Raw genomic sequence first — 12,333 nt, forward strand, 5'->3', positions numbered from 1 at the left:
AATCAAGCAAATAAAAGCGCTGGTAGCTCACTTTTTTGTTGATTGCCTATGTCCCACCAACGATCGGTGCCTGCAGCGGACTTTCAGTTTGAGCCCGAATTCATGGCGGTGCTCAAGCATGTGACCGAAGAATTCATTCCTTTCAACAAGGTGCTGGGGCTCAAGCTGGAAAGCGCCAACGCCACGGTGGCCACGGCCACGCTGGAGATGAAGCCTGAGTTGGTGGGGCACGCGACCTATCAGCGCATTCATGGCGGCGTGATCAGTGCGGCGCTGGATGCGATGGCGGGCATTGCGGTGATGAGTGCCATCAGTGCCAAACACATGGACGAGCCCCCGATGAAACGTGCCGAGCGCTTTGCCAAACTGGGGACGATTGATTTGCGCGTGGACTATATGCGCCCCGGCATTGGTGAGCGCTTCAGCGTGCGCGCCGAAGTGCTGCGGCTGGGCTCGCGCGTGGCCACCACGCGCATGGAATTTTTGAGCGAACAAGGGGAAGTGCTGGCAGCGGGCATGGCGGCCTACATCACGTCTTGATACGTTTTTTGTAGCTAGTGCGGTTGGCAGGGCGCTGCATGCGGCGCTGGTTGTATGTGCAGGCAACAGGCGTAAGCAGACGCCACAATCGAAGTCTTTGCTTACGCTTGTTGCGAAACGAGGGTGGGGCGATGGGCCCTGGCTTTCTAAGCTCAAGGCTTTCTATCTGGAGGATGCATGGCCGTGAACAGCCCCTTTTTTACCAAGCGTGAGCCGCAAACATTTTCGACCCGTCCCGGCAGTTCGTTGGGAGGCCTATCCAGCAGCGCCACGGCCGCCAGCAGTGAACCCGCTGCCAGCGCGCGCACCGTAGAAAACAGTGCCAGCACAGCCAGCACGGCCCCCGCTACAACGACCGAACAGGGCGGCAGCAAGCTGACGGTGGGCCCCAACATCAAGCTCAAAGGCGTGGAGATCACCGATTGCGACACCTTGGTGGTGGAGGGCACGGTCGAGGCCACGATGGACTCGCGCGTGATCCAGATTGCGCAGCAGGGGGCATTCCACGGCTCGGCCGAGATTGACATTGCCGAGATTCACGGTGAGTTTGCCGGATCGCTCACCGTGCGCCAGAAGCTGGTGATTCACAGCACCGGCAAGGTCAGCGGCAAGATTCGCTACGGCAAGATTGTGATTGAAGAGGGCGGCCAGCTCTCTGGGGAAATTGAAGTGGGTGTGGGCCCGCGCAGCAGCAAAACTGCCCCAGCCAGCAGCGCTGCCGTAGCCATCGCGGCTGCGTGAGGGCGGCGGCGCGCAAGCGCCGTTGCATGCGCATCAAAAAAAAGCCCAGCGCCACTGCGTCTGGGCTTTGGCTTTTTTGAAAGGCTGAAACCGGGGTGCAGCGCGCTTTCAGCCTGAAGTCTTCAGTCTTCTTGCTGGGGCAAGATGGAGGTAGGGCCTTCTTCCGCAGGCGCGGGGGTGTTCATGGGGCGGGGGTTACCTTCGGCGTCAATCGCCACATAGGTCAGCACGGCTTCGGTCACCTTGACGTATTCACCCTGGCGGCTCATGCGCTCGGCAAACACCTCGATATCGACGGTGACCGAGGTGCGCCCCACGCGGGTTACGCAGCCGTACAGCGACACAACATCACCCACGCGGATCGGGTGCTTGAAGACAAACTCTTTGACCGCGACGGTCGCCATGCGGCCACCTGCTAAACGCATGGCCAAGGTGCAGCCCGCCAAGTCAACCTGCGACATCACCCAGCCACCAAAAATATCGCCATTGGCGTTGCAATCTCCGGGCATGGGCACGACCTTGAGGATCAACTGCTTATCGGTAGGCAATGCAACGCTGGGCAAATCAGAAGGACGGGGCATGGGTGACAATCTGGCAACAAAAACGAACAACGCGGAATTGTCTCTTATGCGACGTGGTGGCGAACCAGCTTCTTCAGAACCCTCAGCTTCCAATGTGGCTAATGCGGCCGAATGGTCGGCCCTGCGCCGGTTGCTGCCCTATCTGTGGCAATACAAATGGCGCGTGCTGGCGGCACTGCTGTTCATGGTGGGGGCCAAGCTGGCCAATGTGGGCGTGCCGCTGCTGCTCAAGCAACTGGTCGATGCCTTGAATGTGCAACCCGGCGATAGCGCCGCCCTGCTGGTGGTGCCCGTGGGCTTGCTGCTGGCGTATGGCGCGCTGCGCTTTTCCACTTCGCTGTTGACGGAACTGCGCGACCTGGTGTTTGCCAAGGCCACGCAAGGGGCGTCGCGTTCAATTGCGCTGGAGACGTTTCGCCATTTGCATGCGTTGAGCCTGCGTTTTCACCTGGAGCGGCAAACCGGGGGCATGACGCGTGACATTGAACGCGGCGTGCGCAGCACCGAATCGCTGGTCTCGTATACGCTCTACAGCATCTTGCCCACGCTGATTGAAATGCTGCTGGTGCTGGGTATTTTGGCGTTCACCTTTGATGCCGGTTTTGCCGCCATCGCGGCGGTGGCGCTGGTGTGCTACATCACGTTCACCGTGAAAGTCACCGAGTGGCGCACCCAGTTTCGCCGTGCGGCCAATGTGCAGGATTCGGCCGCCCACACCAAGGCGGTGGATGCACTGCTGAACTACGAAACCGTCAAATACTTCAACAACGAAGACTTTGAAGCGCGCCGCTACGACGAGAACCTGCAGGAGTTGCGCCGCGTGCGCCTCAAAAGCCAGCGTAGCTTAAGCCTGCTCAATGGCGGCCAGCAACTCATTATTGCCACGGCCCTGGTAGCCATGCTGTGGCGTGCCACGCAAGGCGTGGTCGCGGGTGAGCTGTCGCTGGGGGACTTTGTCATGGTCAACGCCTTCATGATTCAGCTGTACGTTCCGCTGAACTTTCTGGGCACGCTCTACCGCGAAATCAAGCAGAGCATGGCCGACCTCTCGCGCATGTTCGCCCTCATGGACAAAGAGCGCGAGGTGGCCGACCCCCCTGGCGCCCAGCCCTTGCAGCTGCAGGGCCAGCCCACGGTGCGTTTTGAGAATGTGCAGTTTGCCTACGACCCCGAACGCCCCATTTTGCAGGGCGTGAGTTTTGAGATTCCCGCAGGCAAAACCGTGGCCGTGGTGGGCGCTTCGGGTGCCGGCAAAAGCACGCTGGCGCGATTGCTGTACCGGTTTTATGACGTGCAAAGCGGCAAGATTTCCATTGCCGGGCAGGACATCCGCACGGTCACGCAGGCCAGTGTGCGCAAAGCGATTGGCATCGTGCCGCAAGACACGGTGCTGTTCAACGACACCGTGGCCTACAACATTGCCTATGGCCGCCCCGGCGCCACCCAGGCGCAGATTGAAGCCGTGGCCCGGGCTGCGCGCATTCATGGCTTTATTGCGGCCACGCCCCAGGGTTATGCCACCAAGGTGGGCGAGCGCGGCTTGAAGCTCTCGGGTGGCGAAAAACAGCGCGTGGCGATTGCGCGCACCTTGCTCAAAGACCCGCCCGTGCTGATTTTTGATGAAGCCACTTCTGCGTTGGACAGCCAGACGGAGCGTGCCATCCAGCACGAGCTGGCCAGCGCTGCCCAAGGCAAAACCACGCTGGTGATTGCGCACCGCCTGTCGACGGTGGTGGATGCGCATGAGATTTTGGTGATGGAGGCAGGGCGCATCATCGAACGCGGCACCCACGCGGACTTGCTGGCCCAAGGCGGGCGTTATGCCCAGATGTGGGCCTTGCAGCAAAGTGCCGATGTGGTGGAATAGGCCGTGTATTCATCTTTTTGATAGCTGTAAGCGATTGCCATACTTGCGCTAAAGCCTGGTTGGATGGTTTTTTGCGGTGTTCTGTCACGCACTTGGCACCGCGGGATGGGTATTGGTCGGCGCACTCCGCACCTACGGCGAGGCCGTGCGTGTGGGGAGGCGGAAAGTGGTGGATAGCGTTGGGCGCTGCCGCCGCGGACGTGGATTGGCGCAGGGGCAATCGGCGGTTACATTTCAGAGGATCGCCCTTGGTTACCCCGGTTGGAACAACTGGGCTGTCCTACACTGCACGGTTTTGTGACGCTGTGCACGCTAGCGACCGCGCGCAGTCACATGGCCCGAGTGAGCGCCAGCGACAGGCCGTGAGGCTGCAGGGGGCCCACTCAAAAGGCCCCAGCGGTTCGTTCTGTACGCGCAGCGTGGTGCTGCGGCGTCGCTCTATCACCCCACCCCAAAATTGCAAAGGTGCGACGTGCTCAGCCCCGTCTATTCCAAACATTCCCTCATCGTGCTGGCCTTTGCGGCTTTGGCATGGTCGTTCTGGTACAGCGCTGGCTGGCTGGTGCTGTGCGCGGGCTTGGCCTTGTTTCTGTTTGGCATGCAGAGCCTGGAGCAAGGCCTCAAAAGTCTGGCCGGTGGCAAGCTGGAGCAGTGGCTTTCCAAAAGCACGGCCACCCCTTTCAAGGGGCTGCTGTTTGGGACGGCGGCAACCTTTGTGCTGCAGTCCAGCACCCTGGTGTCGCTGCTGACCATTGCGTTCTTGAGCACGGGCTTGATCTCCTTGGCAGGCAGCATTGCCGTGCTGTTTGGTGCCAATTTGGGGGCCACCAGCGGCATTTGGCTGCTGGCCTTGGCGGGGCAGAACATCAGCATGGCCAAGCTGGCCATGCCGTTGCTGGTGTTTGGTGTGCTGCTGGGCTTTTCGGGCGACAAAGGCAAAGCCATTGGCCGCTTTTTGCTGGGCATTTCACTGATTTTTTTTGGCATTGACCAAATCAAGGAAGGTTTTTCCAGCTTTGGTGATTTGCGCCTGGATCGCTACAGCGCGCAGGGCATGCAAGGGGCTTTGCTCTTTGTGGGGGTAGGCACCTTGATTACCGTGGTGCTGCAATCGAGCCATGCCACGTTGATGCTGACGCTGGCCGCGTTGGCCAGCCAGCAACTGGAGCTGTCGCAGGCGCTGTCGATTGCGATTGGCTCAAACGTCGGCTCTGCCGTGTCGACCGGTGTGATGGGCATGATTGGCAGTGCCCGCAGCGGCCAGCGTTTGGCGGTGGCACACGTGGTGTTCAACTGCACCACGGCGGTGCTGGCGTTTTTCTTGCTGTCACCCATGGCATGGGTGGTCATGCAGGGGGCAGGGCTGATGGGCATGGGAGGCAACAAGCTGATCCAGCTGGCCATGTTCCACACCTTGTTCAACGTGATGGGCGTGGGCGTTTTTTGGCCGCTGCAGCAGCAACTGGCCAAGGCGCTGGAGCGCTGGCTGCCCGATGCGCAAGAACCCTCGGTGCTGATTGCGGCGGACGCCACGCAGGTGGTGCAGACCACACGTGCGCGCTATTTGCGGCCTGCGTCGCTGCAAACGGTGGAAAGCGCGTGCAGTGCCGTCTCCAAAGAGCTGCAGCATATGGGGCGCCTGGGGCTGGAAGTTGTGGCGTATGCCCTGTATGCCCCGCCCCTGCTGCGCACTGCGCTGGAGCGTGAAGACCCCGACCTGCGCAGCCGTTTGCAGCAGCAGGCGATCAATGCCGATGTGCTCTACAAAACCCACATCAAGGGCGTGTATGCCGATTTGCTGGAGTTCATGGGCAGCATGGTGCAGCCGATGGACAGCGCCCAGCAAGAATTCTGGCAGCACAGCCAGGTGGCGGCGTTTCAGTTGGTAGAGGCCGTGAAGGATGCGCACCGCTTGCAGCGCAATATGTACAAATACCTGCAAGAGCCCGATGACTGCGCCGCGCGCAGCAGCTATCTGGAGCTGCGCCTGTACATGCTGCAAACCTTGAAAGACATCCGGGTGCTGAGCGTGTCGGAGCTGCCTGAATCGCAATGGGTGCAGGAGCTGCAGGCGCTGGATGCCTCGGTGGCCGCTTTTGATGCACAGTTTCGCAAGCACCTGTTTGCTTCGATCCGCGGAGGCTTGCTCGATGGCTTGACGGTCAGCTCCTTGATGAACGACTTGGGTTTTGCCCAAACCATCATCCATGGGCTGCGCCAGGTGCTGCTGCTGGGCGAGGGCCATGAAGCGGCGCGCCAGCAACAGTTGTTGATGGGCGATGCGCCGTTGATTCAGGCATAGGGTGTGTGCATACCCCGCATGCAATCCCAGGTGTGAACGTTTGTTCTGGGCGTGCTGTGTGAACCCCATGTGGGGTGAACACGCCTTCGCCATGCCCATCAAAAAGAGCTGCCAACGCTGATGTATCCAGCGCGGGCAGCTCTTTTTTTGTGCGGGTGTTTATTGGTGCATGCCAAACAGCGACACTGGCCGCTGTTGCCGTGGCAGTCTGGCGGACGCCGTAGTGTGCTGAGGGCAGGGGGCCACCGGCTGCAGCGCAGATGTACCCGCGTGGCGGTGGCTGGCCTGGCGTTTGCGCTGGTGCTGGTGTAGGAGCCAGGCACCCCAGCCCCACCACAGCAGCATGGCTGCCGCACAGGCATACGCCAGCATGGACAGGGTGGTGGGCAGCGGGCGCGTGGCAGCCATCCACAGCCCCATGATGCTGAGCATGGCCAGGGCACAGCCCACCATCAGGTACACAGTCACCAGCACCGAGGCGGCGAAATGCTGGTCCAAGACGGGATCCCGGGGGGAATGGATGGGCGCGAAAGCAGAGGAAGCGGCAGACATGAAAACTCTCCAGCGGACACAACACGCAGCGCGCACCGAGGGGGCGCGTTGCCATACCAAAGCCAGGAGAGCTGCCGCTACAAGTACCAGAGTCATTCCAGCAAGACGCGTGACTGTAGCGGATATCAGTGAATACCCTTGTTGGTGCAGCGATGGAATCTGATGCTGGGGTTTTATGGGTTTTTAATCAAAACTGCTCCTATCGCTTATGGGTGCTGCGCGGGTAGCTACTATTTTTTTTGAATGACTGTGCCCAATCCGCAACGTGTTGCAGCGCGGGTTGGCTTGTCGTGCGGGCCGCGGGGCTGCAGCGTGAAGGGTGCAGCGCAGCGCGCTCGAATCCATGGGCTGAAAAAAAGGAGCCTGAAGGCTCCTTGGTGCAGATGGCCCCTTGGTGAAGGGGCAAATCGGCATGCTGATTACTTCTTGCGCTCCGCGATGGCTTTTTCAGCCATGTCCACCAGGTTGGTGCCGATCTGGGGCTTCCACTTGGTGTAGACGCTCTTGGTGGCGTCGGCAAACACCTTGCGTTGCGCGGCGTTCAGGTCGGTCACGGTCACGCCCAAGGCAGTCAGTTCTTTGACCAAAGGCTTGTCGGCTTCGCTCATGCCCTTGCGGGAAATGACGATTTGCTCTTTGGCGGCATCCAGTGCGGCTTGCTTGACGATGGCTTGGTCTTCCTTGGTCCAGCTGGCCCACACGTCCTTGTTCACCACGTAGATCAGCGGATCGTTCATGTAGCCCCACAGCGTCAGGTGCTTTTGGCCCACGGTGTTGAGCTTGGCCGCCATGTACACGGACACGGGGTTTTCCTGGCCGTCCACGGCGCCGCTGGCCATGGCGGGTTGGGCATCGGCCCAGCTCATTTGCGTGGGGTTGGCACCCAAGGCCGTGAAGGTGTCTAGGAACAGGGGCGAGCCAACCACGCGGATCTTCATGCCTTTCAGGTCTTCGGGCTTGGCAATTGCGTGCTTGGAGTTGGAGATTTCACGGTAGCCGTTTTCCCCCCAAGCCAGTGGCAGCACCCCGGCCTTGTCGATGGTCTTGAAGATTTCCTGGCCCACTTGGCCTTGCACCACGGCATCCACCGCCGCGTAGTCGGGGAACAGGAAAGGCAGCGAGAACAGGTTCAGCGCCTTGACCTGGGGCGACCAGTTGATGGTGGAGCCCACGGCCATGTCGATCACGCCTTGGCGGATGGCGCTGAACTCGCGCGTTTGGTCGCCCTGGACCAGGGAGGTGCCGGGGTACAGCTTGATGTTGATACGGCCCTGGGTGCGTTCGCGCACTTTGTTGGCCCACAGCTCAGCGCCCTTGCCCCAAGGGAAGGCCGTGCCCAGCACGATGGATAGGCGGTATTCATCTTTGTACTTGGCTTGCGCATGGGCGGCAGGCAGGCCCATGGTGAGCAAAGTGGCGGCGGCTGCCGTGACGGTCAGGAAAGTGCGCAATTTCATGGTTTGTCTCCTCTTGGGGTTTAAGTTTTTAAGCACTCAGAAAAATCAGTAACTCAGAAAAATCAGTAGCCCAGCTTGGCGGGCAGCCACAGCGCCAGCTGCGGGAAGGCAATGACCAGCAGCATGACGCCGAACATGGCGATCAGCATCGGGATCACCCAGCGGATGGTGCTTTCCATGCGCACGTTGGCAATCCGGCAAGAGACCATCAGGTTCACGGCCAGTGGTGGTGTGAATTGGCCCAGTGCCACCTTCAAGGTCAGGATGACGCCAAACCACACGGGGTCCCATTGGTAGTGGTTCATGATCGGCAGCAGCAGCGGCACAAAGATCAGGAAGATGGAGATGCCGTCGAGGAACATGCCGACGGTGATCAGCAGCAAGATCAGCAGCATCAGCACGCCGTATTCACCCAGGCCGGAGTTGACGATGGCAGCAGCCACCGGATCAATCACACCCAGCGTGGACAGTGAGAAGGCAAAAATACCGGCCAGCGACACCACCAGCATGATCACGGCCGACAGCTCACCGGCTTCGCGCAAGATGGTGAACAGGTCGCGCAGGCCAATCGTGCGGTGGATGCACATGCCGACAAACAGGCCGTAGAACACGGCCACCACTGCGGCCTCGGTGGGGGTGAACCAGCCGGCGCGCATACCGCCCAAAATCAATATGGGCGCGGCCAAGCCCCAAATAGCTTCTTTGAAGCTTTTCCACAGCTCTGGCCGGGGCAGTGCGGCTTCCAGGTGGCCCATCTTGTGTTTGCGCGCCATCCACACAGCAGGCACGATCAAGGCAATGCCCGCCAGAATGCCGGGCACCATGCCCGCGGCAAACAGCGCCGGTACCGAGGCGCCGGGCACCAGCACCGAGTAAATGATGAAGGCCACCGAAGGCGGAATCAGGATGTCGGTGGCGGCAGCCGCGCCCACCACGCTGGCCGAGAAGCTGCCGGGATAGCCTGCGCGGTACATGGCGGCAATCATCACGCCGCCCACAGCCGCCGCATTGGCGGGGCCGGAACCCGAGATGCCGCCCAAGAACATGGCCACCACAATCGCCACCAGCGGCAGCATGCCGGCACCACGGCCGACGATGGCAATCGCAAAATTCACCAAGCGGGCGGCGACGCCGGAGCGGTCAAAGATGGAGCCCACCAGCACAAACATGGGAATGGCCAAGAGCGGGTACTTGCCCAGACCCGCATAGAAGTTTTGCGGCACAGCCAGCAGGCCGAACCATTGCGTATCCAGACTGGCCAGCGCAATGCAGGCGGCGCCCGCTAAACCCAGGGCCGCGCCAATCGGCACGCCCAAGAACATCAATACCAAAAAGGCGACAAACAGGAGCGTGGCGATCATGGCTGCTCCTTGCTGGTGGCTTCGGCGGACTCGATGATTTCGCTCTCCAACGCGCCGGGCTTGCCTTGGCGGATGAACAGGCCAATGGCGCGGGCGGTGATGGCCAGCGAGCAAATGGGCAACCAGATGGAGTACCACCACTGCGGCACACCAATGCCGGGCGAGGTTTCTTCATAGCGCCAGTCGTCCCACACGACGCGGGCGCTCAGCACCACCAGCAATCCAAAAAGTAGAGCTACGGACGCAGAACCCAAGCGCGCCAGCGCCCTTTTTCGTGCTGCAGTGCCGCGACTGGTGAGGAATTCAATGCGGATGTGCTGATCGCGCGCGACGGCTGCGCTGCCAGCCACCATGGCCAGCAAAATCATCAGAAATATGGAGATTTCTTCGGTCCAGGCAAAGGAGGCATCGGTGAAATAGCGCACCAGCACGTTGCCAAACGTGATCAGGGCCAGCAGCGCCATGATGATGACGGTGAGCCAATCTTCAATGCGAAGGGAACGTGGCTCGTCAGAGCCTGCGGCCTCAGGGGCCGGGCTGGATGTGGGTTCGGACATGTCGCGGAATCGAAAACAGAAGCAAGAGAGGGCGCTGGTGCGATTCCGGAGCAGGCTGTGTTGTGCACGCCAGCCGGACGCTGAGCTCGGGCACGGATGGGCGCGCAAGCTCAAGCAGCATTATTGGAGCTTTCTTTTACATTGACTATGCGGAACCTACTGAGGCGTCAGATTCCGGCAAGGCGATAATCACGGCTATGGAAACAAAATGGCTTGAAGACTTTGTAAGTCTGGCTGAAACGCGCAGCTTCAGCCGCTCCGCCCAACTGCGCCATGTGACACAGCCCGCGTTTTCGCGCCGTATTCAGGCGCTGGAGGCGTGGGCCGGTACCGATTTGGTCGATCGCAGCTCTTACCCTACGCGTCTGACGTCGGCGGGCAAGACCATGTACGACCAAGCGCTGGAGATGCTGCAGTCGCTGCAAAGCACGCGCTCCATGCTCCGCGCCCACTCCAGCAGCGACAAAGGCATGGTGGGCTTCGCCGTGCCGCATACGCTGGCGTTTACCTTCTTCCCCTCGTGGGTGTCGCAGGTGCAAGAGCAATTTGGCTCTTTCAAAAGCCGCCTGATTGCGCTGAATGTGCACGATGCCGTGATGCGGCTGGTGGAAGGCGGCTGTGACTTGCTGATCGCCTACCACCACAGCTCTCAGCCTTTCCAGCTTGACTCTTCGCGCTATGAAATGGTGCGTTTGGGTGAAGAGCTGCTGGCTCCCTACGCCAAGCCGGATGCCAAGGGCCAGCCTATGTTCATGCTGCCGGGCACGGCGGCAGAGCCCTTGCCGTTCCTGGCTTATGGGCCTGGAGCCTATTTGGGGCGCTTGACGGAGTTGCTCCTCAAAGAAGCAGACATGCCGGTGCACCTGGAGCGTGTCTACGAAACCGATATGGCCGAAGGCCTGAAAGCCATGGCGATCGAGGGGCATGGCGTGGCATTCCTGCCGTATAGCGCAGTGCGCAACGAATTGGCCAGTGGGCGCCTGGTCAGCGCCGTGCCGGCAGGGTCGAGCAAATTTCAGCTGCCCATGGATGTGTTGGCCTACCGTGAAAAACCCACGGGCAAAGACGCACAAAAAACCGTGGTGCAGGCCTTGTGGAGTTTTTTGCAGCAACTGGCTGCCGAGCAAGAGCAGCGCAAGGCCAACTAGCTGGCACAGAGATTGCAAAGAGGGTGGTAGCACCCTCTTGCGAAGCGATTTCCCGGGAGACCGGGACATCGCTTTTTTTTGCCTTTTTCACCAAATAAGTGCAAAAAATGGAGCTTTTTAGGGGTTTGTACGCATCAAACTTTTTCTTGGAAGCGGTTTCAACCTTTTACGATGGAAGACATTCCGCTTGGCGATGTGAGAGGGGCGGTAATTTCTGTCACATACCGGACAAAGTGTGGCAGATTATGTACATCATGCATGACCCTATGCGTTAAGCGATGGGCTGCTTGTTCACCAAGATTGACTTTGAGGAGCTCTGTATGAAGAAACATTTGCTGGCAGTCGCCGTATTGGCGTTGGCAACTGGAAGCGCGATGGCGCAAGCCAATGACACTTTGGCGAAGGTCAAGGCATCTGGCAGCCTGACGCTGGGCGTGCGTGAATCTTCGGGTGCACTGGGCTACACCTTGGGTGACGGCAAATACGTGGGTTTCCACACTGAAATGGCTGAAAACATCACGGCCGATATTGGCAAGCAGCTGGGCACCAAGGTGCAAGCCAAGTACCAGCCCGTGACGTCGCAAAACCGTATTCCGCTGGTCGTGAACGGCACCGTGGATCTGGAGTGCGGCTCCACCACCAACGACCTGAACCGTCAAAAGGATGTGGATTTCGCCAACACCACTTACGTGGAGCAAGTGCGCATCGCCGTGAAGGCCAACTCTGGCATCAACGATGTCAAGGACTTGAATGGCAAGACCGTGGCCACCACCACGGGCACCACTTCGGTGCAGTTGCTGCGCCAGAACAAGCGCGCTGAAGGCATCGAGTTCAAGAACATCATGGGCAAGGACCACGCCGACAGCTTCTTGCTGCTGGAAACCGGCCGCGCCGATGCGTTCGTGATGGACGGTTCGATTCTGGCGGGCAACATCTCGAAGTCCAAGAATGCCAAGGATTTCAAGATTGTGGGCGAGCCGCTGTCCACCGAGCCAATCGCTTGCATGGTGCGCAAGAACGATCCTGCCTTCCTGAAGGCCGTGAACGATTCCATCGCCCGCCAGGTCAAGGACGGCACGCTGGCCAAGCTGTGGGACAAGTGGTTCATCCAGCCGATTCCTCCAGCCAACGTGGCGGTAGGCTTGCCTTTGTCGGATGCGACCAAGGATGCTTGGAACCACCCCAACAACAAGCCTAAGGAAGATTACAACAAGTAATTCTTAGCCG

General features: G+C 60.0%; 11 protein-coding genes. 6 read left to right on the forward strand and 5 right to left on the reverse strand.

The features are described from left to right. Positions 1-48: 48 nt before the first annotated feature. Together QEP12_RS01005 and QEP12_RS01010 are read left to right on the forward strand one after the other, a co-directional pair. Positions 49-540: a thioesterase family protein gene (locus tag QEP12_RS01005; RefSeq protein WP_219162800.1), complete on the forward strand. Its 492-nt coding sequence runs from the start codon at positions 49-51 to the stop codon at positions 538-540. A gap of 177 nt (positions 541-717) precedes the next feature. Then, positions 718-1,281, forward strand: a complete 564-nt coding sequence (locus QEP12_RS01010; protein ID WP_284213086.1) for a bactofilin family protein — start codon at positions 718-720, stop codon at positions 1,279-1,281. A 122-nt stretch (positions 1,282-1,403) separates the two neighbouring features. Here the strand turns inward: QEP12_RS01010 and QEP12_RS01015 are convergent, their stop codons facing one another. Next, on the reverse strand, positions 1,404-1,862 hold the full coding sequence (locus QEP12_RS01015; RefSeq protein WP_219162798.1) for an acyl-CoA thioesterase: 459 nt from the start codon (positions 1,860-1,862) through the stop codon (positions 1,404-1,406). 46 nt (positions 1,863-1,908) lie between these two features. On the opposite strand from QEP12_RS01015, the gene QEP12_RS01020 reads away from it, so the two are divergent. Further along, a complete protein-coding gene (locus QEP12_RS01020; protein ID WP_284213087.1) occupies positions 1,909-3,729 on the forward strand; it encodes an ABCB family ABC transporter ATP-binding protein/permease in 1,821 nt (606 codons plus the stop codon). A gap of 472 nt (positions 3,730-4,201) precedes the next feature. Next, positions 4,202-6,031 carry a Na/Pi cotransporter family protein gene (locus QEP12_RS01025; RefSeq protein ID WP_284213088.1) on the forward strand — a complete coding sequence of 610 codons (1,830 nt, stop codon included), beginning with the start codon at positions 4,202-4,204 and terminating at the stop codon, positions 6,029-6,031. Between the two features lie 159 nt (positions 6,032-6,190). Here the strand turns inward: QEP12_RS01025 and QEP12_RS01030 are convergent, their stop codons facing one another. From QEP12_RS01030 to QEP12_RS01045, 4 genes are all read right to left on the reverse strand, one after another. Beyond that, complete coding sequence (locus QEP12_RS01030; protein WP_284213090.1) at positions 6,191-6,583, reverse strand: hypothetical protein; 393 nt, start codon at positions 6,581-6,583, stop codon at positions 6,191-6,193. Between the two features lie 419 nt (positions 6,584-7,002). Beyond that, positions 7,003-8,040 (reverse strand): DctP family TRAP transporter solute-binding subunit, encoded by a 1,038-nt coding sequence (locus tag QEP12_RS01035; RefSeq protein WP_284213091.1) that lies wholly within the window; start codon positions 8,038-8,040, stop codon positions 7,003-7,005. Between the two features lie 62 nt (positions 8,041-8,102). Then, positions 8,103-9,401 carry a TRAP transporter large permease gene (locus QEP12_RS01040; protein ID WP_174862446.1) on the reverse strand — a complete coding sequence of 433 codons (1,299 nt, stop codon included), beginning with the start codon at positions 9,399-9,401 and terminating at the stop codon, positions 8,103-8,105. Next, a complete protein-coding gene (locus QEP12_RS01045; protein ID WP_284213092.1) occupies positions 9,398-9,958 on the reverse strand; it encodes a TRAP transporter small permease in 561 nt (186 codons plus the stop codon). Before QEP12_RS01045 ends, QEP12_RS01040 begins: the two co-directional genes overlap by 4 nt. 197 nt (positions 9,959-10,155) lie before the next feature. Between QEP12_RS01045 and QEP12_RS01050 the strand changes: the two genes are divergently transcribed. Both QEP12_RS01050 and QEP12_RS01055 read left to right on the forward strand, forming a co-directional pair. Beyond that, the gene (locus QEP12_RS01050) at positions 10,156-11,106 is read left to right on the forward strand and encodes a LysR substrate-binding domain-containing protein (protein ID WP_284213093.1); all 951 of its coding nucleotides are present in this window, start codon (positions 10,156-10,158) and stop codon (positions 11,104-11,106) included. Positions 11,107-11,426: 320 nt separating this feature from the next. Next, positions 11,427-12,323 (forward strand): amino acid ABC transporter substrate-binding protein, encoded by an 897-nt coding sequence (locus QEP12_RS01055; RefSeq protein WP_219162790.1) that lies wholly within the window; start codon positions 11,427-11,429, stop codon positions 12,321-12,323. The last annotated feature ends 10 nt before the right edge of the window (positions 12,324-12,333 follow it).

This window comes from Comamonas jiangduensis (assembly GCF_030162955.1).
GTDB classification, from domain to species: domain Bacteria; phylum Pseudomonadota; class Gammaproteobacteria; order Burkholderiales; family Burkholderiaceae_C; genus Comamonas; species Comamonas jiangduensis.